The organism is Sphingomonas trueperi (assembly GCF_040545965.1).
Taxonomy (GTDB): domain Bacteria; phylum Pseudomonadota; class Alphaproteobacteria; order Sphingomonadales; family Sphingomonadaceae; genus Sphingomonas; species Sphingomonas trueperi_C.
On sequence record NZ_JBEPMV010000001.1, the window covers coordinates 575,675 to 595,669 of the forward strand.

General features: G+C 67.5%; 19 protein-coding genes. 7 read left to right on the top strand and 12 right to left on the bottom strand.

Annotated elements, in window-relative coordinates; all coding sequences use genetic code 11:
• Nucleotides 1-2: 2 nt before the first annotated feature.
• The 3 genes from ABIC35_RS02710 to purB form a co-directional block, all read right to left on the bottom strand.
• On the bottom strand, nt 3-2,573 hold the full coding sequence (locus tag ABIC35_RS02710) for an HWE histidine kinase domain-containing protein (RefSeq protein ID WP_121071607.1): 2,571 nt from the start codon (nt 2,571-2,573) through the stop codon (nt 3-5).
• A complete protein-coding gene (locus ABIC35_RS02715) occupies nt 2,574-3,119 on the bottom strand; it encodes a biliverdin-producing heme oxygenase (protein ID WP_121071608.1) in 546 nt (181 codons plus the stop codon).
• Between the two features lie 89 nt (nt 3,120-3,208).
• Nucleotides 3,209-4,525 carry an adenylosuccinate lyase gene (purB, locus tag ABIC35_RS02720; RefSeq protein WP_121071609.1) on the bottom strand — a complete coding sequence of 439 codons (1,317 nt, stop codon included), beginning with the start codon at nt 4,523-4,525 and terminating at the stop codon, nt 3,209-3,211.
• 130 nt (nt 4,526-4,655) lie between these two features.
• On the opposite strand from purB, the gene ABIC35_RS02725 reads away from it, so the two are divergent.
• From ABIC35_RS02725 to ABIC35_RS02740, 4 genes are all read left to right on the top strand, one after another.
• Nucleotides 4,656-5,117, top strand: a complete 462-nt coding sequence (locus ABIC35_RS02725) for an EF-hand domain-containing protein (protein WP_121071610.1) — start codon at nt 4,656-4,658, stop codon at nt 5,115-5,117.
• Nucleotides 5,118-5,159: 42 nt separating this feature from the next.
• Nucleotides 5,160-5,609 carry a PH domain-containing protein gene (locus tag ABIC35_RS02730; protein WP_121071611.1) on the top strand — a complete coding sequence of 150 codons (450 nt, stop codon included), beginning with the start codon at nt 5,160-5,162 and terminating at the stop codon, nt 5,607-5,609.
• Nucleotides 5,610-5,701: 92 nt separating this feature from the next.
• The gene (locus ABIC35_RS02735; protein WP_121071612.1) at nt 5,702-6,157 is read left to right on the top strand and encodes a carboxymuconolactone decarboxylase family protein; all 456 of its coding nucleotides are present in this window, start codon (nt 5,702-5,704) and stop codon (nt 6,155-6,157) included.
• A 56-nt stretch (nt 6,158-6,213) separates the two neighbouring features.
• Nucleotides 6,214-7,005 carry a sigma-70 family RNA polymerase sigma factor gene (locus tag ABIC35_RS02740; protein ID WP_436286769.1) on the top strand — a complete coding sequence of 264 codons (792 nt, stop codon included), beginning with the start codon at nt 6,214-6,216 and terminating at the stop codon, nt 7,003-7,005.
• A 10-nt stretch (nt 7,006-7,015) separates the two neighbouring features.
• Here ABIC35_RS02740 and ABIC35_RS02745 read toward each other — a convergent pair whose 3' ends face one another.
• From ABIC35_RS02745 to ABIC35_RS02785, 9 genes are all read right to left on the bottom strand, one after another.
• Nucleotides 7,016-7,336, bottom strand: a complete 321-nt coding sequence (locus ABIC35_RS02745; protein WP_121071614.1) for a 2Fe-2S iron-sulfur cluster-binding protein — start codon at nt 7,334-7,336, stop codon at nt 7,016-7,018.
• A gap of 89 nt (nt 7,337-7,425) precedes the next feature.
• Nucleotides 7,426-9,867, bottom strand: a complete 2,442-nt coding sequence (locus tag ABIC35_RS02750) for a TonB-dependent receptor (protein WP_121071615.1) — start codon at nt 9,865-9,867, stop codon at nt 7,426-7,428.
• A gap of 195 nt (nt 9,868-10,062) precedes the next feature.
• Nucleotides 10,063-10,980, bottom strand: a complete 918-nt coding sequence (locus tag ABIC35_RS02755) for a Vgb family protein (protein WP_354278310.1) — start codon at nt 10,978-10,980, stop codon at nt 10,063-10,065.
• 18 nt (nt 10,981-10,998) lie between these two features.
• The gene (locus ABIC35_RS02760) at nt 10,999-11,883 is read right to left on the bottom strand and encodes a sterol desaturase family protein (protein ID WP_121071617.1); all 885 of its coding nucleotides are present in this window, start codon (nt 11,881-11,883) and stop codon (nt 10,999-11,001) included.
• Nucleotides 11,884-12,057: 174 nt separating this feature from the next.
• Nucleotides 12,058-12,390: a UrcA family protein gene (locus tag ABIC35_RS02765; protein WP_121071618.1), complete on the bottom strand. Its 333-nt coding sequence runs from the start codon at nt 12,388-12,390 to the stop codon at nt 12,058-12,060.
• 206 nt (nt 12,391-12,596) lie between these two features.
• A complete protein-coding gene (locus ABIC35_RS02770; RefSeq protein ID WP_121071619.1) occupies nt 12,597-12,971 on the bottom strand; it encodes a hypothetical protein in 375 nt (124 codons plus the stop codon).
• A 60-nt stretch (nt 12,972-13,031) separates the two neighbouring features.
• Nucleotides 13,032-14,576, bottom strand: coding sequence for a tetratricopeptide repeat-containing sulfotransferase family protein (locus ABIC35_RS02775; RefSeq protein WP_121071620.1), 1,545 nt, complete (start codon nt 14,574-14,576; stop codon nt 13,032-13,034).
• Complete coding sequence (locus ABIC35_RS02780) at nt 14,573-15,490, bottom strand: response regulator (RefSeq protein WP_121071621.1); 918 nt, start codon at nt 15,488-15,490, stop codon at nt 14,573-14,575. The genes ABIC35_RS02775 and ABIC35_RS02780 overlap by 4 nt, the downstream gene beginning before the upstream one ends.
• Nucleotides 15,480-17,042 (bottom strand): ATP-binding response regulator, encoded by a 1,563-nt coding sequence (locus ABIC35_RS02785; RefSeq protein ID WP_121071622.1) that lies wholly within the window; start codon nt 17,040-17,042, stop codon nt 15,480-15,482. Before ABIC35_RS02785 ends, ABIC35_RS02780 begins: the two co-directional genes overlap by 11 nt.
• Before the next feature lie 223 nt (nt 17,043-17,265).
• Here ABIC35_RS02785 and ABIC35_RS02790 point away from each other — a divergent pair, with 223 nt between their 5' ends.
• From ABIC35_RS02790 to ABIC35_RS02800, 3 genes are read left to right on the top strand one after another with little or no spacing between them, the layout of a single operon-like run.
• A complete protein-coding gene (locus ABIC35_RS02790; RefSeq protein WP_121071623.1) occupies nt 17,266-18,345 on the top strand; it encodes a putative urea ABC transporter substrate-binding protein in 1,080 nt (359 codons plus the stop codon).
• A gap of 13 nt (nt 18,346-18,358) precedes the next feature.
• The gene (locus tag ABIC35_RS02795) at nt 18,359-19,174 is read left to right on the top strand and encodes an ABC transporter permease (protein WP_121071624.1); all 816 of its coding nucleotides are present in this window, start codon (nt 18,359-18,361) and stop codon (nt 19,172-19,174) included.
• Entirely contained in the window at nt 19,171-19,977 is an 807-nt protein-coding gene (locus ABIC35_RS02800; RefSeq protein WP_121071625.1) for an ATP-binding cassette domain-containing protein, read from the top strand. The genes ABIC35_RS02795 and ABIC35_RS02800 overlap by 4 nt, the downstream gene beginning before the upstream one ends.
• Nucleotides 19,978-19,995: the final 18 nt, after the last annotated feature.

Below are 19,995 nucleotides of genomic sequence, written 5' to 3' on the forward strand. Positions count from 1 at the left end.
TGTTACCGCCCGAGCAGCCCTTCCAGCATCCGCGCCATGTTCACCGCCGTGTAGGGCTTTTGCAGCACCGGCACCCCGGCATGGTCTTCGTCGAGCTGGAGCTGCTCGCCATAGCCCGTCGCAAACGCATAGGGCACGCCGTCCGCACGGAGACGGTCGGCGATCGGCAGGCTGGTCTCGGCGCCGAGATTGACGTCGAGGATCGCCACGTCGAACTGCTCCGCACCGATCTCTTCCAGCGCGGTGCCGATCGAGGCGGCGGTAACCACCCGCTCGGCGCCCATGCGCAGCAGGATGTCCTCGGCGTCCATCGCGATGATCAGGCTGTCTTCCACCAGCAGCACCGGGCCGCGCAGCACCGGCCGCATCTCGCCGCTTACGGGCACAGGAGCCGGCTCCTCCACGTCGCGGGCATGCTTCTCCGCTGCGTCGCCGTCGAGCACGACGTGCCGCGCCGGAATGCAGAACTCGGCCTCCAGCCCGGTCAGCGGGTAGCGCACCGTGGCCTTGCCGCCCAGATCATAGGGTACCGAGCGCTGGATGATCGTGGTGCCGAAGCCCTGCCGCGTCGGCGGCTGGACCACCGGACCGCCGCGTTCGCGCCACTCGATCCGACAGTCGCCCTGCGCATCCAGCTCCCAACGAACCGAAACCGTTCCGCTGTCCGACAAGGCGCCGTACTTGGCCGAATTGGTCATCAGCTCGTGGAACACCAGCGCCAGTGTCGAGAAGGCGGCCGGGCGCAGCAGCACCATCGGGCCGTCCTGATCGAGCCGTTCCGAACGGCCGCCGAGATAGGCCGCAGCTTCGGTACGCAACAGACGGCCGAGCGGGGCTGGGCCCCAATTGTCTTCGGTGATCTGGTCGTGCGCACGCGCCAGCGCCTCGATCCGGCCGTCGAGCATCCGGATATAGGTGGCGGTATCCATCCCCGGCGCGCGCGACTGGCGCACCAGCCCGCGGATCAGCCCCAGGATGTTGCGCACCCGGTGGTTGAGCTCGGCGATCAGCAGCTCCTGCCGCTCGGAGGCGCGCTGCCGCTCCTCCTGCGCGTCATCGGACAGGCGCAGCACCACCTCGATCAGCGAGGCACGCAGCACCTCGGCGATGCGCAGCTCGACCTCGGTGAAGGGCAGCGAGCGACCGCGCACTTCCTGGCTCCACAGCTCGAAGCTCTGCCGCGGCGTCAGGCGCGCGCCGTTGGGGCCCAAGTCGACCGGCTTGTGAGGATCGCCCGCCCAATTGACGGTGCGCACCAGTTCCTGGCGGAACAGCAGCACATAGTCGCGCGGGGAGCGGCTGATCGGGATCGCCAGCAGTCCGGCGCCGACATCGGCATAGTCAGCGGCCTGCGGCAACACTTCCGCCAGATGATCGGTCGCAAACACGCGTCCTGCCGCCATCGCGTTCAGCCGGCGCGTGATCGCGGCGAAGGAGGAAGGCGGCGGAGTGATGCCGCTGAACGCCACCTTGCCGCCGATCCAGATCGCGATGCCATCGCAGGGCACCACTTCGCGCAAACGGCTGCCCAGCCATTCCGGATCGTCGAGCAGCCCGCCGTCGCTCGCCACCGCGGCGAGCAGCCGGTCGCTGGTCGCGCGGGCCGCGGCTTCATAGGCCGACAGTTCCTTGCGCTCGCGACTCTCCAGCTTGAGCGCGAACATCTGGCCGAACAGCTCGGCCATCGAGCGCCGCTCGAAGCCGGGGCAGCGCGGGCCGCCATAATGGTGGCAGGCGAACAGGCCCCACAGCTTGCCCTCGACGATGATCGAGATCGACAGCGAAGCCTTCACGCCCATGTTCTTCAGATATTCGATATGGATAGGCGAGACCGAGCGCAGCACCGACAGCGACAGGTCGAGCGGCGCGCCGAACTCGTCGCGTCCCGGCACGATCGGCACGGGCTCGGCATGCACGTCGGCGATGATCCGGAACGGCGTGCGCAAATACAGCTTACGCGCCTGCTGGGGGATATCGCTGGCCGGATAGCGCAGGTCGAGGAAGCTGCCGATGCCGCTGCGCGCCGCCTCCGCCACCACCACGCCCGATCCGTCGCGCTCGAAGCGATAAACCATTACCCGGTCGAAGCCGGTCAGCGCCCGCACCTGCCGCGCGCCTTCGCGGAAGAAGTCGGCGATTTTGTCCTTCTCGTCCAGCCGTCCCATCATCGCGCGCAGGGTGCTGGCGGTGTCGCCGGCGGCATCCGAGGTGCAGGGCTCGCCCTCGACGACGATCGTGTCGCCGGTCATGTGCAGCGCCAGGTCGTAGGTGCGGCCGCGGGTGCGCAGCGCCTTGATCCCGAAGATCCGCTCCAGCGCATCGTCGCCGCGCAGCAGCGTCAGCCGGTTGCGCAGCGCGTGGATCGCATCGTCTTCCAGATAGTCGCTGGCATGGGTGCCGAGCATGTCCTCGGCCGACAGATCGAAATGCTGCGCGACGTTCGCCGAGGCGCGCTTGATCAGCCAGTCGCTCGAAAAGGCGATCAGGAAGCCGAACGGCTGGATCGCGCCCAGCTGATGGATCGGCTCGCGATCGCAGTTGGTCAGATCGACCTGGAAAACGCCATCGTCCACTTATGCAACCTTCGCCAGCCACTTCGTGCCGGCGGCCTCGAACCGCCCGAAGGTCTGGTTGGCGGCACTTACGGCAAGTTCCAAGAATTCCGGCGCATATAGGAGCGCATCGAGTTTTTCCAACAATTCCGGCCACATATGCGGCGGCTGGTGGCTACCCAGATAAGCGCGCGGCCAGCTGTCCGGCACGCTGCGCGCCAGGAACCGACCACCCAGCCGCGAGCCTTCGAGCACGTAAAGCATGCCCGCCATCGCGGCATCGGACGTAACGGAATCGGTGCTTTCGGGCGCGTCGATGGCGATACCCAGCGCGTCGAGATCGACCTGGATCACGCCTGCGCGACGGCGCTGCGGCCAGTCCGCAGTGATGGTTTCCGCACCGCCCTGGTCGAGCAGTGCCTCTACCGGCAGCAACGCTTCGGCATGCGCGGCGAGCAGCCCGGCATAGTCGTCGCGGCGGGCGAGATCGAAGCGGCTGAACAGCGCGTCGACCCGCGCATGCGCGGCGCCCGTGGCTTCCCGCAATCGGCGATGCGCGGCGTTCATGCGGATATATTGTTCAAGAGGAAAGGACCCACGGCAAGCAAAAATCGCAAGCCGTGGACCCGTTCCATTATGGCCGAAATGGCCTCAAATCACGCCGCACCGAAGACCCGTGCAAAGATCGTGTCGACATGGCGGTAGTGGTAGCCGAGATCGAACTTCTCCTCGATCACTTCGGGGCTCAGCGCCGCGGTGACTTCAGAGTCCGCCTTGAGCAGTTCCATCAGCGACAGTTCACCGTCGGACTCCCACACCTTCATCGCGTTGCGCTGGACGAGGCGATAGGCGTCCTCGCGGCTCACGCCGGCTTGGGTCAGCGCCAGCAGCACGCGCTGCGAGTGGACCAGCCCGCCCATGCGATCGAGATTCTTCTGCATCCGCACCGGGTAGACGAGCAGCTTGTCGACCACGCCGGTGAGGCGGGCGAGCGCGAAGTCGAGCGTGATCGTCGCATCGGGGCCGATATAGCGCTCGACCGAGGAGTGGCTGATGTCGCGCTCGTGCCACAGCGCGACATTCTCCAGCGCCGGGGTGACATAGCCGCGCACCATGCGGGCGAGGCCGGTCAGGTTTTCGGTCAGCACCGGGTTGCGCTTGTGCGGCATCGCCGAGCTGCCCTTCTGGCCGGGCGAGAAATATTCCTCGGCCTCCAGCACTTCGGTGCGCTGCAGGTGGCGGATTTCCACCGCGAGGCGCTCGATCGACGAGGCGATCACGCCCAGCGTGGCGAAGAACATCGCGTGGCGGTCGCGCGGGATCACCTGGGTCGAGACCGGCTCGACCGACAGGCCGAGCTTGGCCGCAACATGTTCTTCGACGCGCGGATCGATATTGGCGAAGGTGCCGACCGCGCCCGAGATCGCGCAGGTGGCGATATCGGCGCGCGCGGCGAGCAGGCGCGCCTTGTTGCGCTGGAACTCAGCATGCGCCTCGGCGAGCTTGAGGCCGAAGGTGACCGGCTCGGCGTGGATGCCGTGGCTGCGGCCGATCGTCGGCGTCATCTTGTGCTCGCGGGCGCGGCGCTCCAGCACTTCCAGCAGCGCGTCGATATCGGCCAGCAGCAGGTCGCTGGCGCGGGCGAGCTGGACCGCCAGGCAGGTGTCGAGCACGTCGGAGCTGGTCATGCCCTGGTGCATGAAGCGGGCTTCCTCGCCCACCTGCTCGGCCACCCAGGTGAGGAAGGCGATCACGTCATGCTTGGTCACCGCCTCGATCGCGTCGATCGCGGCGACGTCGATCTCGGGCTTGGTCGCCCACCAGTCCCACAGCGCCTTGGCGGCGCTCTGCGGCACCACGCCGAGGTCGGCGAGCGCCTGGGTGGCGTGCGCCTCGATCTCGAACCAGATGGCAAGGCGCGTCTCGGGCGACCAGATGTCGGTCATCGCGGCGCGGGCATAACGGGGGACCATGGCGTTCCTTCTATGCGGAATGGGAGTGCCCGGCAGCCCCGGGCGGGTCGCCGCCGCGCCTAGCAAGAACCGGCCACAGCGGCAACCGAACCCGCGCCCCGGCCGTTGTCACCGCTGAGGAGATCACCCGATGACGCCGCTATTGCTTGTCGCCGCCTTGCAGGTCACCGCCCCACAGCAGACGCCCGCCCAGCCCGCGCAGCATGGCCAGTCCTCCGCCCCTGCCGCCAACCAGGCGATGCCGGGGACTCAGCCCACCCCTGCCGACAAGCCGCTGCAAGGGGCGGAGGCACCGGGCACGCCGCCCCCCGCCGCCGAGGCCGCCCAGCCCACGCCCCGCCCCGATCCCGCCAAGCTGCCGGTCGAGGCCCAGTTCGCCCGCTATGACGCCAATGGCGACGGCGCGCTCGACAAGGCCGAATATGGCAGCTGGCTCACCGCGTTGCGCACCGCTAAGGATGCGGAGTTCAAGCCGGAAGCGCCCGAGGCCAAGGCGTGGATCGACCGCAGCTTCATCGGCGCCGACGCCAACCGCGACGACAAGATCAGCCGCGAGGAATGGGTGCGCTTCCTCACCCCCGTCGCCGGCTGACATCCCCGTTGCGGCGGCTGACGGCCCGGCTATGATGGCGGCATGGCGCAGCTGATCGATCGCTTCCAATCCTCCACCGCCGGATGGCTCAAGGGCTCGTTTGCCGGCTGGGCGACCGTGGCGCTGTGCTTGGTCGGCGTCGGCTTCGTCATTCTCGCGGTACGCTGGATCGGCAACAAGGCGACGCTGTACGAGGTCACCGAGGATCGCATCGTCCTCTATCGCGGCATCGTGCGCAAATCGATCGACGAGATCGAGCTGTACCGAGTGAAGGACGTGCGGCTCGACTATTCGATCGTCAACCAGATCTCGGGCATCGGCACGCTCACCATCACCTCGTCCGACGAGACCACGCGCGGCGGGCCGCTGGTGATCCGCGACGTCGAGTATGCTCGCGAGCGCCGCGAGAAGCTGCGCGAGCTGGTCAGCAACGCTCGCCGCCTGCGCGGCGTGCGCGAATTCGACATGGTGCAGGAAGACGCGCGCGGCTGACCCCAGCCGCACATTTTTTCGCGACGGCATGTCACACGCCGCCGCCTTGTCTCGTCAGGTCCGCGGAACCCGCAAGACAAGGACCTGCGATCATGACCGGACGGACCAACCCCTATGCTGCCGCGCCCGACTTACTGAAGGCGTGGCTCGATTTCTCCACCCGAGTTGCGCAGAGCGGGCTGGAAGCCTCGCTGCTCGAACTGGTGAAGCTGCGCGCCTCGCAGATCAACGCCTGCGCCAATTGCCTCAACATGCACAGCTACGAGGCGCGCCAGGCCGGCGAGACCGAACAGCGTATCGCCCTGTTGCCTGCCTGGGAGGAAGCCCCCTGCTACACACCGCGCGAACGCGCTGCGCTCGCCTGGGTCGATCATATCACGCTGATTGCGGACAAGCGTGCGCCGCAGCCGGTCTATGATGCGCTCGCCGCACAGTTCACCAAGGAGGAGCAGGTGCAGCTGACGCTCGCCATCACCGTGATCAACGGCTGGAACCGTCTTGCCATCGGCTTCGAGCTGTTCGCGCCGGAACTCGGCTGGAAGGCGTGAGCGACGCTGCCGCCTTCGACGCGCTGCGCCCGACGCTGCTCCGCGTCGCCTACCGCATGCTCGGCTCGATCGCCGATGCCGAGGATGTGGTGCAGGAGGCGTGGCTGCGCTGGACCGCCGAAGACCGCGCGGCGGTGCGCGTGCCCGAGGCCTTCCTGCGCCGCGTCGTCACCCGCCTCTGCCTCGACCAGCTCAAGTCGGCCCGGGCGCGGCGCGAGACCTATGTCGGGCCCTGGCTTCCCGATCCGGTGGTCGAGCCCGAACCGGCGGACGACGTCACGCTGCCGCTATTGCTGGCGCTCGAGCGGCTTTCCCCGCTCGAGCGTGCGGCATTCCTGCTCCACGACGTGTTCGACGAAAGCTTCGAGACGATCGCCGAGAGCCTCGGCCGCGATCCCGCCGCCTGCCGCCAGCTCGCCGCGCGGGCGCGCGAGCACGTCCGTGCCGAACGGCCGCGCTATCCCGTGGAGCGGGGCCATGGAATGGCGATCGCGGAGGCGTTCTTCGCCGCCTCGCGCGGCGGCGACGTCGCCGCGCTGGGTGCGATGTTGGCGGACGACGTCACCCTGCATTCGGATGGCGGTGGCAAGCGCCCCGCCGCGGGCCGGGTGATGCGGGGCCTCAGCGAGGTCACCCGCAGCTTCGCCGCGATTGCGCGACTGCTGCGCGGGCGGCAGGGCACCCTCCTCCACCTGGCCTATGTCAACGGGCTACCCGGCTTCGTCACGCGCGAGCCGGACGGGCTGCTGCAGACCACCGCCTTGCTGATCGACGACGGCAGGATCCGCGCCGTCTATGTGATGCGCAATCCCGACAAGCTGGCCCATCTGGACGGCGCATTGCACTGACGGAGGCCCGTCAGCCTAGGTCCGGCGCGATCTCCACCTCAAGGCCGTCGAGCGCCGGACCGAACGGGATCTGGCAGGAAAGCCGCGAGCCCGGGCGCCGCTGCTCGGCGCCGTCGAGCAGCGCGTCCTCGTCATCGCTCATCGGCGGCAGAAGCTCGGCAGAGGCGGGATCGACATAGACGTGGCAGGTCGCGCACGACAGGCCGCCGCCGCAAAAGGCCGGCAGTGCTTCGAAGCCCGCGTCTCGAATGATTTCCATCACGCTCAGCCCCTCCTGCGCAGCGACGACCATCTGGGCGCCGGCGGGCGGGGTAACCAGTAATTTCAGCATGTCTTGACCTTGAAGATAGGGAGCGGAAGGCGCGAGGGCGCCTCCCGCAGGGAGCAATCGCGGGGTGCCGCCCCGGCGGGCGGCACCGATCAGTAATGGATGCGGAAGTCGATCCCGACGCGCCGCGGGGTCAGCACCGATCGGGCATAATAGCGTTCAACCACCCCCGTGCGGGTCTGGTTGTACGAGCTGATGTCGTTGCTGATCGAGGTATAGGCATATTTGTTGAAGATGTTGTCGGCGAACAGGCCGACTTCGAACATCTTGTCGCGATAGGTCACCGAGGCGCGGTGCGTCATGTAATCGGGGATCGCCTCGCCAAAGCCGCGCAGGCCGACGCGCGAATAGACGTCGCCCATATAGGTCGCGGCCCAGTTGGCCTCGATCTCGCCGCCATGCGGCAGCGGATAGGTGTAGGTCAGCTGGGCACTGCCCGAATGCTTGGCCGAGCCCGGCAGCCGGTCCCCCTCCTTGGCGTCGTAGCGCACCCCCTGGCTTACGACGAGGCTGGCCACGTCCTCGGTCAGATGCGCGTCGGTGTAGGAATAGGTGCCCTGCAGGGTCAGCTGCGGCAGGAGCTTGAACGAGCCGGTGAATTCGACGCCCTTGGAGATCGCGGCACCGGCATTGGTAGTGATGCCGACGGCGCCGTTCACCGTCTGGCTGGGCACCTGCACGTCGCTCCATTTCACGCGGAACGCGTCCACGGTGAATTGCAGCCGCTTGTCGAACAGCGAGGCGCGCACGCCGACTTCAATATTGCGCGTCTTGTCCGGGCCGTAGACCAGCTCGTTCGGCAGCGCGCAGACATTCTGCCCCGGCGGCAGCGGGATCACGCAAGGGGCGACCCGGTTGACGCCGCCGATCCGGTAGCCGGTGCTGTACGTCGCATAGGCGAGCAGATCGGGGCTGAACTTGTACGAGGTGTTGGCCTTCCACACGAAGCCGTCGTCGCCGGTGCTGCCCGAGCGGACCCGGCTCGGCGCGAACTGGATCAGCGGGTAAGGCGTACGGGTGAGGCCTCCGCCGAACAGCGGCGTGTCGGTGCCGCCCGTCGCGGTGGCGTCGTACTTGAAGTAGCGGAGGCCGCCGGTCACCTGCCAGGCCGAGGTCGCGTGCAGCGTCGCCTCGCCATAGACCGCCTTCTCCACCGTCCTGGTGTTGACGAAGGAGATATATTCGAGGTCGTCGGGCCGGTTGACGCCCGCAAAGGCCGCGAAGCCCGGCGTATATTCCTGGCGGTCGCTCGCATATTTCAGCCGGTTGTAGAAACCGCCGATCACCCAGTTGACCGGCCCGCCATGCGAGGAAACGAGCCGCACCTCCTGGTTGAACTGCTTGTACTTGCGGTGGTTGTTGGCGAAGGACGAGAAGGCCGGGAACGCCTCATAGCCATAGTTCAGGTCGAGCAGCAGATCGGTGTTGTCGTCGACATTCTCGATCTTCTGCTCGGTATAGGCCGTGGTGCTGACCAGCTGCGCGACATTGAACAGGTTGATGTTGAACTCGGCCGAAAACAGGTCGGCGCTCCGATGGAACGGCTCGAGATAGCGCCATGGCCCCTCATAGTTACCGGTGCCCAGAACGCCGGCGCCATTGGCCTGGCGGCCGTTGGTCTTGGTGTCCTGGTGCGCATAGGTCAGGAACGCCTTCACGTTCGGGTTGTATTCGAGCAGCAGCGTATTGCGCGTGGTGAAGGTGTGCTCGAAATTGACGTCGTCCTGCCGCTTGAAGTTGCGCGCATAATCGGCGCGCGTGCCGAGCGAGGCGTCGGCGGCGGTGGTGCCGCGCACCGGCTGCGCATCCGAGATGCCCGGCTGCTGCAGCATATAATTGTAATCGATGAAGCCCGGATTGTCGTAATAGCCGACGACCGATCGCAGCGCGACATGATCGCTGAGGATCGGCACGTTGACGACCATATCGCCGATCCGACCCAGGTCACTGCTGTGCGACTGGGCATAGCCGCGGCCGTGCAGATCCACCGAGAAGCGGCTGGTGTTGGGACGGTTGGGCATGTAGCGCACTGCACCGGCCAGCGTGCCGAGGCCGTACAGCGTTCCCTGCGGACCAAGCAGCGTTTCAACGCGCGCGATGTCGATCAATTTGAAATCGAGGTAGAGCGGGACTTCGCCCAGATACACGCCAACCGCGCTATTGGCATTGGATCCGCTGACGCTGGTATCGCCGGATTCGATGCCGCGCAGAATGATGTTGCCGGTGCTTGCCGGACCGGTATCGACGATCGTCAGGCCGGGGGTGAAGGCAGCAAGGCCGCGCACATCGTCGATCCGCTGGCGAGCCAGCGTTTCTTCGGAGACGGCGCTGATGTTGATCGGCGCATCCTGCAGCGTGACGCTGCGCCGGCTGCCGGTGACGACGATCTCGTTGGCGCTACCGCCGCCCTGATCCTCCGCCTGCTGGACCGAAACGGTGCCTGCGCCTTCGGTCTGCGCCGCCGCGCGGGTCGCGCCGAAGCTTGCGAGAACGGTTGCACCCAATAGCGCCGCGCGGGAAATCGATCGTGCCACCCTAGCCCCCTTTTCTGATTTGGTCGCTGGCCGCCATGGCGGGCGGCTGGCTTGTGCTCGCAGACTTTGGGGAAAAGACCCGCGCCGCCATGGGGCGTTTGACGTACCGCATCGCAGCAATCCCGGACGGGGACGATGCGGAAACTCCGCGCACCTGCGGAAGGCGCGCGGCGTGCCTCACCCATGCGGTGCAACCTATCGCGCCGTCTCGCCGGACGCCGGCGCAAGGCTCCACCATGACAGCGTGTGGACGTCGTGCGCGCTGGTCCACACGCCGGTGCCGGCGAAGCGCAGCGCGCCGCTGCCGCTAGGCTTGCCGAGGCGGCCGAGGATCGCGAGCGTCTTGGGATCGATGGTGACGAAGGTCTGGTCGGCGGTGGTGCGCAGCCAGACCATGCCGCCGCCGGTATCGATGTCGCCGTAGAGCAGGTCCGCACCGACCTTCACATGGCCGGAGACTTCCACCGTGGCGGGATCGATCCGCGCGAGTGTCCCGTCACCCTGCTCCTGCACCCACACCGCCCCCTCCCCCGCGGCGAGGAAGCCCGGCTGCTTGCCGAGCTTGGTGCGTCCGGTCACCTGGTTGGTGGCGGGATCGATCCGCTGGAGCGATTGCTGGCCGCTGCTCACCGCCCAGACCGCATCGAATCCGAAGGCGAGGTAGTACGTGCCGGGGTCCACCACGATGGAGGCGACCACATGATTGTCGGCGGGGTCCACCCGAGCGACCTTGCCCGCATCGTCGCTCGCCACCCAGATCGATCCCGCACCTGCAACGACGTTCAATTCACCCTTGGGATTCGCGATACCGGTAGGGATCGCCGCCAGCAGCTTGGCGGTCTTGAGGTCGATGCGGTTGAGCGTGCCCTCCTTGCAGTCCGCGACCCACAGCGACCCGGCCGCGATCGCCATCGCCCCGCAGGGATGCGACATCGCCACCTCGGCCAGCTTGCCGCCGCGCGACCAGCGCTCGACGCGGCCCTTGTTGGTCGCCCAGACGCTGTCACCATCGACCGCGAGGAAGTCGGCGAAGCCGGGCACGGTGAGCACCTGCGCCTCGCGCGGCTGCGGGTCGGCATCTGCGGGCGCGGCGGCGAGCAGCATGGCGAACATCGGCATCCAGACCATCGCTCAGCCCGCCGCCACGTCGGTGGTGGGAGCCGGGCGCTGCTTCAGCCGGGCGAGGATCGGCTGGAACGGGAACAGCCATTGCTCGCGGATCGACAGCCGCCGCCGCTCGTCCTGGCCGACCACCGAGGCTTCGCCTTCCTTGTAGGTGCCGAAGATCCGGTCGAGCAGGATCAGCGAGTTGCCGTAATTGCAGCGCGTAACCTCATAGGGCACCGAATGGTGCAGGCTGTGGTGGCGGATCGTGGTGAAGACGAAGCTGTACCAGATCGGCGGATCCGCGTGGACATTGGCATGCGCGAAGCCGGAGACGACGCCCAGTACGCTCACGGCGCAGAAAATCGCGGTCAGCGGCAGGTCGAACAGCGCGACGACGCTGAGGCTGATCAGGAACAGCTCGATCGGATTGCCGACATAGCCCTTCGCGGCGTTGAGCTGGGTGATGTGGTGATGCGGAGCATGGGTCATCCAGAAGGGCGCCGAATTGTGCATCAGCCGGTGCATCCAATATTGGCCGAACTCGATCAGGAAGATCACCAGCGCCACCTGCGCCAGGAACGGCCACTGCATCAGCCACGGCGTCGCGATCCCCAACGACTGCTTGAGCGCGAGCAGCGGCGTATCGGCCAGCGTGCGCGATACCCAGGAAATCGCGGTCGAGCCGAGCACGACGTAGAACAGGTCGGTCCAGAACTCGCGCCAGTTCATCCGCCAGCCGGCATGCCGCTCGAAGACGAATTCGAGGCCCTGGATGTACAGCGTGATCAGCGCGGAGACGATCACGATCGTCCAGGGGTTGGCAAGGATGCCGGCGGGCGCGAAGGCCCAGAAGCAGACGACCGCCACCACAGTGGCCGGCGGTATGAGGTTCACGAGCCCTTTGGTCATGCGCTGTCGTCCCGATCGCGAGCGAGGCGATGCCGCCCCGTTTCGATCCGAAGCTAGCCATGCAAAGGATGCCAGCGCAGGTGGCCGAATGACGTAGCGTGCCCAAAAGCACGCGGCCGCGCGCATCCTTTCGGGACACACGCGGCCGGGAAAAGGCCGTTCAGGCGCTCGGGCTCAGCGCAGCGCGGCGACCTGCACGCCGCGGGCCTTGTTTACCTGGGCTACGCGGGCCTCGATCTGGCTGCGCACCTGCTCGGCGACATCGGCGCGGCACAGGCGGGCGCGCGCTTCGACATCGGGGTGGATGGTCGCGAGATTCTCGCCGCACACCGCGCGGGCAGCCTGGTCGACGCGGGTGGCGAGGCGCTGCTGGCCATCGGCGGTCGTGAGATCGAGCCCGGCGAGCGTCAGCGTCGCACTCGGCTGGCCGAAGCCGGTGTCGGACGGGGCCGCGAAGGCGGCGGTGCTGATCGAAAGGGCGGCGGCGGCCGCGACGAGCATCTTCATGGCAATCTCCTGCAACCAAGACCGCCTCACCCGAGCGGCTGAGGCGCATCTAGTCACAGAAACCATAAACGGCAAGTTGAAAAGCTATAAACAGGCTACGTAACTTCCGTATCACGCGATACGGCAAGTTTTGCAGCGCAGCAATCGTGTATTACAGCTTCAGCCTTTCTTCATACTTCAGGAACTAACTCCGTCATTATTACAAATCATCGCGCACGTACTACCAGCGAGGCGAGCTCGGTGGTGTACCCCATCAGGCCAACCGGCAGGCGGACGGTTTCCCGCCGCTCGACCTGCCCGGCCGCATCGACCACCGCCACGTCGAGCGTGCGGGCAAAGGGCGAGGCCAAGCCCCGCACCGCCGCCACCGGCACGCGGACTTCCCAGCCGCGCCCGCCGCTTGCCGCGACGGCCCGGTCGTTGATCGTGATCGTCTGGGCGGCGGAGCTGCGCGTTCCCCGGATCAGCAGGCAGTCGCCTTCCGAACAGCGCACCAGCTTGGCGGTCGGACGCGGGTCGGCATGCGCCGCCGGTGCGATCAGCAGCGCGGCGGCGAAGGCGAGACGGGAGAATACTGCCATGCGCGCCAGGCTGCCGGAGCGCGCCGCGGCGCACCATGCGCCGTTTGACGTACGCCGCGCTCAGTCGGTGGCGATACCGCGTTCGGCGAAATAGGCGGAGACGGGCGCCAGCACCGCTTCGTGTTTGCGCCAGCGCGCGACCGAGTCGCGGTAGATCGGGCGGCGGACCTGCGCCGCGCTCGGGGTGGAGACCGCCCCGCCCTGCGCATGGAACTCCAGGCACCGCTCCGACCAATCGAGCCCGCAATGCGCCAGCAGGCGACGGGTCGCACCTTCCTGATCGGCGACGATATCCTCGTAGCGCAGCTCCAGGATCCGCCCGGGCAGCGCCGCGCGCCACAGGGCCATCAGCCGCTCGAACCCGGCCACGTACGCGGCGATGTCGAGCAGGTCGTAACTATAGTCGTAATAGCGCGAGCCGATCGCGAACAGGTTGCGGAAATTGGCCAGCACCGTGTCCATCGGGTTGCGGCGCAGGCAGACGATCGCCGCGTCGGGCAGGGCGCGCGCGGCAATGCCGGCATAGTGGAAATTGCCGGGAAACTTGTCGACAAAGCGCCGCTCGGGCAGCCGCCGATGATGCGCCGCGCGCGCCAGATAGTCGCGCCCGATCGCGCCGAGATCGGTGCCGGCCGCCGTATGCAGCGTCTCGGGATCGAGCACCGTGCGGCTGCGCGTGCCCGAGGCGGCCTTTACCGCCAGCGGCAAGGCCTGGAGCTCGCCGACGCTCTCGACCGCCGGATGCGCGGCGAGGATTCGGTCGACCAGCGTCGTGCCGGTGCGCGGCATGCCGATGATCAGGATCGGCGCCTCGGCGGGTGCGTCCGTGACCGGCGCGGCGGCGAAGGCCGGCCAGCTTCCCGCCACTGCATCGACGATCGCCGCATCGCGCGCCGGATCATAGCCGAGGGCAGCTCGGTGCTCTGCGTTCACTTCCAACAAACAGGCCAGCGCCGCGTCGCCGCGGCCGATATCCTCCAGCTCCTTGGCCAGCGCATAGCCGGTGAGCAGCCGGTTGGGGCCGCGTGCGCGCTGCTTGGCCGCTTCCAGCCGGGCGACATGGTTGTGCGCCGCCCCCTGCTTGCGCAGCCCGGCGAGCAGATGATGGGCCCGGGCATCGTCCGGGCTGCGCGCAAGCAGCGTTTCCAACACCGCTTCGGCATCGTCCACACGCCCGAGAAAGCTCAGCGTTGCCGCGTGGTTATAAAGGAATGCGTCGTTCTCCGGCGCCAGCGCCACCGCGACCTCGAAATGCGGCAGCGCCGCCTCATGGTCGCCGAGCCGGGCATAGACGCAGCCGATCGTATCGCGCGACAGCGCATCCCCAGGCGGGTCAGCCTTTGCCGCTGCGAGCTGCACCGCCGCTTCGCCATCGCGCCGCACCAACGTGTAGAGCCGGGCGAGCTGCGCGCGATATTCGCCCCGCGGAGCTTCCGCCACCGCCGCTTCGATCTGCCGGATCGCCTCGCCGACCCGCCCCTGCTCCGCCGCGATCACGCCCAGCAGGAAGGCACCCTCGGCGGCCGGCAGCGCCGCCGAGGCGAGCCGCGTCGCCGCCTCGAAATCGCCCTGCTCCAGCGCCGCCCGCGCCGCCGCCGCGCTCATCCCGCGAGCGTCGCCACGGCGATCGCCGTCGCCGAAGCGCGGTTCTCAACGCCCATCTTCTGAAAGATCTGCTCGAGATGCTTGTTCACGGTGCGCGGGCTGATCTCCAGGATCTCGCTGATCTCGCGATTCTGCTTGCCGCGGCTGAGCCATACCAGCACCTCCGCCTCGCGCGAGGTGAGCCCGTGACGCTCGGCGAGGATGCGTTCGGCATCGCCCTCACGCTTTTCGGTGAGGCGGAACAGCCACTCGCGCGCGCTGGTCTGGCGCAGGAAGCTGCATTGGAGCGCGCTGTCGCCGATCTGCAGCGTCGCCTGCGCGCCCGGCGGCACCGCCGGATCCTGCAGCCGCCGCACGATCGCGGCGAGTTCGTCGGGCAAGTCCAGCGCCCGGGGCGACCAGTCGGGGAACAGCCGTTCGATGGTATCGGCGGCGAGCGGGGTCAGCCAGCCGGTCTGCCCCTCGCCATCGACCGCGAAGGACGGCCGCCCGGCCGTATCCAGCGCCAGCTGGCTGCTCTGCGCGATCCGGGCATTGGCGAGGTGCACCGATACGCGCGCCAGCAGCTCGTCCACCACGATCGGCTTGTGAACATAATCGACCGCCCCGGCATCGAGCCCGCGCACGACATGCTCGCTCTCGGTCAGCCCGGTCATGAAGATCACCGGCACGTGGCGAAAGCGGCCGTCCTGCTTGATCCGCCGCGTGGTGCTGAACCCGTCGAGCCCCGGCATCACCGCGTCCATCAGGATCAGGTCCGGCGTGCCATGCTCCAGCAGTTCCAGCGCCGCGAGCCCATCGACCGCGATCAGCACCGTCATCCCCGCCTGCTCCAGCGTCGCGGTGAGGAAGCGGAGCGATTCGGGGGTGTCGTCCACCACCAGGATCGTGGCGCCGGGATCGCTAGCCGACATCGTCGAGCGTCCTTGCCAGCCCGCGCAGATCGAACGCCTCCAGCTGCGGCCGCAGCCGCGCGACGAGGTCGGCGCTTTCGGGAACGTCCCTCTCCAAAGTCACGAGTGTCGTTTCAATTCCACGGACATGCCCGAGCTTCATAAAGCGGCGCAGCGCATCGAGATAGGGTGCCGCCGACTCGGGCAGTGCCATCGGTGGACTTGGGGTTGCTGCTACCGGTTCGGCATCCTCGACGATCCAGTTGAGCCCCAGCTGGCGCGCGATCATGTCGAGCAGCGCGTCGAGATCGACCGGCTTGGTGAGGAAGGCATCGTGCGCGCGGCGGCCGTCGCGACCGGCATGGAATTCATGCGCATTGGCCGAGACCATCACGATGCGCAGCCCCGCCCCGAAGCGCGCGCGCAGTTGGTCGGCGATGTCCCAGCCGCTGGTGCCCGGCATCTGGATGTCGAGCAGCACGAGATCGGGCGAACAATGCTCGGCGAGCGCGAGGCCCGCCGCGCCGCCGCTCGCCTCGAACACGGAGAAGCCGAGCGGGCGCAGCAGATGGTTGACCACGGTGGTCTGGGCGGGGCTGTCGTCGATCACCAGGATCGTCTTTTGCGGGCCCTCATAGCCGGTGACGCGGCGATAGGCCGCCGCGCCCGCGGGCGCCTCGATCGGCTCGGGTAGGAGGAGGCGGAGGAGGAAGCTGCTGCCCTTCCCCACTTCGCTCGTCACCGTCACCTCACCGCCCAGGATGCGCGCCAGCACGCGGGTGATCGCGAGGCCGAGCCCGATGCCAGGCTGCATCACCGTATCAGGCTCGCGGCCCCGCTCGAACGGCTCGAAGATCCGCTCCAGGTCCTCGGCCGGGATACCGGGCCCGGTGTCGCGCACCTCGATCGCGGCGCTCTGGCTGCGGTAGCGCACGGTCAGGGTCGCGCCGCCCTTGTCAGTATATTTGATCGCGTTGGACAGGAGATTGATCAGAATCTGCCGCAGCCGCTTTTCGTCGGTGCGGACATAGGCGGGCAGCCGGCCCTCGACGACATAGTCGAGCGATAGCCCCTTGGCCGAGGCCTGGACGCGGAACATCTCCACCACCTGGTCGAGCAAGGCAGGCAGCCGCACCAGTTCCTGCCGCACCTGGAGCACGCCGCTTTCGACGCGCGAGATGTCGAGCAGGCCTTCGACGAGGTTGGTGAGATGCTCGGCCGAACGGCGGATCACCCCGCCCGCCTCGCGCGGCGGTATCGAATCGCCGCGTTCGAGCAGTTGGGCATAGCCATAGATGGCGTTGAGCGGCGAGCGGATCTCGTGGCTCACCGCCACCAGATAGCGGGTCTTGGCGGCATTGGCGGCCTCGGCGGTTTCCTTGGCCTTGGCCAGCGCCGCCTCGGTTTCCTGATGTGCGGCAATCTCGGCGCAGAGCCGTTCGGTCTGCGCGCGACTCGCCTCCTCGGCGGCGCGATGGCCGTCGCGCGCTTTCAGGAACAGCCGGGCAAAAGTGGCAGCGACGGCCAGCGCGAGCCCCAGGCAGATCGTTCCAAGAATGCGCGCCATCGCCATGTCGGTTCAGCCCCTTCGCCTGCAAGGACGCGCGGCGGCAGCGCCCCGAAACCGGGGCTCTCCAGTGCCTGAATGACGCATTGCAGCATCACGATTTGGGGTGACACATGCCATACGACATGCCTATAAGTCGTATTACTGGATTGAGCAAACGTAATATCGGATGCGACCGTCCGGCGGCTGAAATTCGCGCTTTCTCGCGCTGCGAAGATGGGGGTCGATCATGACAAAATGGGTTTCCAAGGCGCGGATCGCGGTAGCGGCGGGCGCGATGCTGGCGACGGCGTCGTGCGGCGGTAGCGGCACTGCACCCAAGGCGCGCACCGAGTTCAATATTGGCTGGTCGATCTATGCGGGCTGGATGCCCTGGCCCTATGCCGAACAGGCCGGCATCGTGAAGAAATGGGCCGACAAATATGGCGTGAAGATCCACTTCACCCAGGTGAACGATTACGTCGAGTCGGTGAACCAGTTCAACGCCGGCAAGCTGGACGGCGTCACCGTCACCAACATGGACGCGCTCACCATCCCCGCTGCCGGCGGCAAGGATACCAGCGCGATCATCCTGGGCGATTATTCCAACGGCAATGACGGCATCGTCCTCAAGAACGCCAAGAGCCTCGCCGACATCAAGGGCCGCACCGTCTATCTCGTCGAGCTCTCCGTCTCGCATTACCTGCTCGCGCGCGGCCTCTCCACGGTCGGTCTCCAGCTTTCCGATGTGAAGACGGTCAATACCTCGGATGCGGACATCGTCGGCGCCTTCGCCAACCCGGCCGCCACCGCCGTGGTCACCTGGAACCCGCAGCTGACCGAAGTCGCCAAGCTGCCCGGCGCCACCAAGGTATTCGATTCGAGCCAGGTCCCCGCCGAGATCCTCGACCTGCTCGCCGTCGACACCGCGACGCTCAAGGCCAACCCCAATCTGGGCAAGGCGCTGGCGGGCATCTGGTACGAAACGATCCAGCTGATGCAGAAGAAGGACGCCGCCGGCGCCGCTGCCCGCGCCGCGATGGCCAAGCTCGCCGGGGCCACCCCGCAGGCCTTCGACGCACAGCTCACCACCACGCACCTCTATGCCACGCCGCAGGATGCGGTGGCCGCGGTCAAATCGCCGGCGATCGGCGCCACCATGGTGAAGGTGCGCGACTTCAGCTTCTCGAAGGGGTTGTTCGGCCAGGGCGCCAAGTCCGCCGACGCGATCGGCATTTCGGTGCCGGGCAAGACGATCGGCGACGCGAACAACGTCAAGCTGCGCTTCGACCCGACCTATATGGAGCTGGCCGCGGCCGGCAAGCTCTGAGGCCGGTCCGCTCATGCGCTGGGTGAACATCCGTCCCCGCCGCCGCACCGGCTGGCTGCTGGGGAGCCTGCCGCTGCTGCTGGTGGCGATCGTCTACCTCTTCGCCTCGGCCGCGCGGCACGCCGAGAACCCCTCGGACAAGCTGCTGCCCACGCCGGGCGCGATGGTCGAGGCGATGCACAATCTGCTCGCCCAGGCCGATCCTTTGAGCGGCCGGCTGCTCTTCTGGGCGGATACGCTGGCCAGTCTCGAGCGGCTGGGGATGGCGCTGGGCATCTGCGCGCTGTCGGCGCTGCTCGTCGGCATGGTGCTGGGCGTGCTGCCCGCCGCCCGCGCCACCTTCGGCGCCTTCGTCACCACCATCGCCGTGATCCCGCCGATCGCGCTATTGCCGATCCTGTTCATCGTCTTCGGGCTGGGCGACACCGCCAAGGTCGCGCTGATCGTGATCGGCGTAACGCCCTTCCTGATCCGCGACCTCGCCGACCACATCACCGCCATCCCGCAGGAACAGCTGATCAAGGCGCAGACGCTCGGCGCCAGCAGCTGGCAGCTCGCGCTGCGCGTGGCACTTCCCCAGGCGCTTCCCCGGCTGATCGCAGGCATCCGCCTCTCCCTCGGGCCCGCCTGGGTGTACCTGATCTCGGCCGAGGCGATCGCGTCCGACATCGGCCTCGGCTATCGGATCTTTCTCGTCCGCCGCTATCTCTCGATGGACATCATCATCCCCTACGTCGCCTGGATCTCGATCCTCGCCATCCTGATGGACGTGGCGCTGGCCCAGCTCAGCAAGCGCGCCTTTGCGTGGGCGCATGGAGCCGGCCGATGAGCGCGCTCCTCTCCTTCCAGAATGTTTGGCTCGAATATGGCGACAAGGTCGTGCTCGAACGCGTCGAGCTCGACATCATCGAGCGCAGCTTCGTTTCGATCGTCGGCCCCTCGGGCGCGGGCAAGAGCAGCTTCCTCCGGCTGGCGCTCGGCCAGGAACGGCCGACGCGCGGCAAGGTCCTCCTCGACGGCACGCCGCTGCCCGGCGAGTGCGGCCCCGATCGTGGCGTGGTGTTCCAGCGCTATTCGGTGTTCCCGCATCTGACCGCGCTCAGGAACGTGATGTTCGAACGCGAATGCGTCGGCGCGCCGCTCACCGCCCGGCTGTTCGGCGCCGCCCGCCGCCGCGCCCGCGACGAGGCCGCCGCGATGCTCGCCGAGGTGGGCCTGGGCGACGCGCTCGACCTCTACCCCGCCCAGCTTTCCGGGGGCATGCAGCAGCGGCTCGCCATCGCCCAGGCGCTGATCGCCCGCCCCCGCGTGCTGCTGCTCGACGAGCCGTTCGGCGCGCTCGATCCCGGCATCCGCCAGGACATGCACCGGCTGATCCTCAAGCTGTGGGAGGAGCATGCGCTCACCGTGCTGATGGTCACCCACGACATTTCCGAGGCGTTCAACCTCGGCACCCGCGTGCTCACCTTCGACAAGCGCCGCATCGATCCGCACGCCCCGCACCGCTTCGGCGCGACCGCCGTCTACGACCTCCACCTCACCCGCAAGCGGCGCGAGGCGATCGTCGAGGCGCAGCAGGAAGTATTACGATTGACAGAATCAGTAATAACCGGGAAAGAGGAATCATTGTGAAGGAACCGTCCTCCTCCC

Coding starts and splice junctions, on each gene's coding strand:
- ABIC35_RS02765 (WP_121071618.1), bottom strand. CDS start 12,390: ATGAAGATGCTCGTCGCGGCCGCCGCCGCCCTTTCGATCAGCACCGCC.
- ABIC35_RS02740 (WP_436286769.1), top strand. CDS start 6,214: ATGCTCGGCTCGATCGCCGATGCCGAGGATGTGGTGCAGGAGGCGTGG.
- ABIC35_RS02755 (WP_354278310.1), bottom strand. CDS start 10,980: ATGTTCGCCATGCTGCTCGCCGCCGCGCCCGCAGATGCCGACCCGCAG.
- ABIC35_RS02780 (WP_121071621.1), bottom strand. CDS start 15,490: ATGTCGGCTAGCGATCCCGGCGCCACGATCCTGGTGGTGGACGACACC.
- ABIC35_RS02785 (WP_121071622.1), bottom strand. CDS start 17,042: ATGGCGATGGCGCGCATTCTTGGAACGATCTGCCTGGGGCTCGCGCTG.
- ABIC35_RS02770 (WP_121071619.1), bottom strand. CDS start 12,971: ATGGCAGTATTCTCCCGTCTCGCCTTCGCCGCCGCGCTGCTGATCGCA.
- ABIC35_RS02800 (WP_121071625.1), top strand. CDS start 19,171: ATGAGCGCGCTCCTCTCCTTCCAGAATGTTTGGCTCGAATATGGCGAC.
- ABIC35_RS02725 (WP_121071610.1), top strand. CDS start 4,656: ATGACGCCGCTATTGCTTGTCGCCGCCTTGCAGGTCACCGCCCCACAG.
- purB (WP_121071609.1), bottom strand. CDS start 4,525: ATGGTCCCCCGTTATGCCCGCGCCGCGATGACCGACATCTGGTCGCCC.
- ABIC35_RS02745 (WP_121071614.1), bottom strand. CDS start 7,336: ATGCTGAAATTACTGGTTACCCCGCCCGCCGGCGCCCAGATGGTCGTC.
- ABIC35_RS02730 (WP_121071611.1), top strand. CDS start 5,160: ATGGCGCAGCTGATCGATCGCTTCCAATCCTCCACCGCCGGATGGCTC.
- ABIC35_RS02715 (WP_121071608.1), bottom strand. CDS start 3,119: ATGAACGCCGCGCATCGCCGATTGCGGGAAGCCACGGGCGCCGCGCAT.
- ABIC35_RS02790 (WP_121071623.1), top strand. CDS start 17,266: ATGACAAAATGGGTTTCCAAGGCGCGGATCGCGGTAGCGGCGGGCGCG.
- ABIC35_RS02735 (WP_121071612.1), top strand. CDS start 5,702: ATGACCGGACGGACCAACCCCTATGCTGCCGCGCCCGACTTACTGAAG.
- ABIC35_RS02760 (WP_121071617.1), bottom strand. CDS start 11,883: ATGACCAAAGGGCTCGTGAACCTCATACCGCCGGCCACTGTGGTGGCG.
- ABIC35_RS02795 (WP_121071624.1), top strand. CDS start 18,359: ATGCGCTGGGTGAACATCCGTCCCCGCCGCCGCACCGGCTGGCTGCTG.
- ABIC35_RS02775 (WP_121071620.1), bottom strand. CDS start 14,576: ATGAGCGCGGCGGCGGCGCGGGCGGCGCTGGAGCAGGGCGATTTCGAG.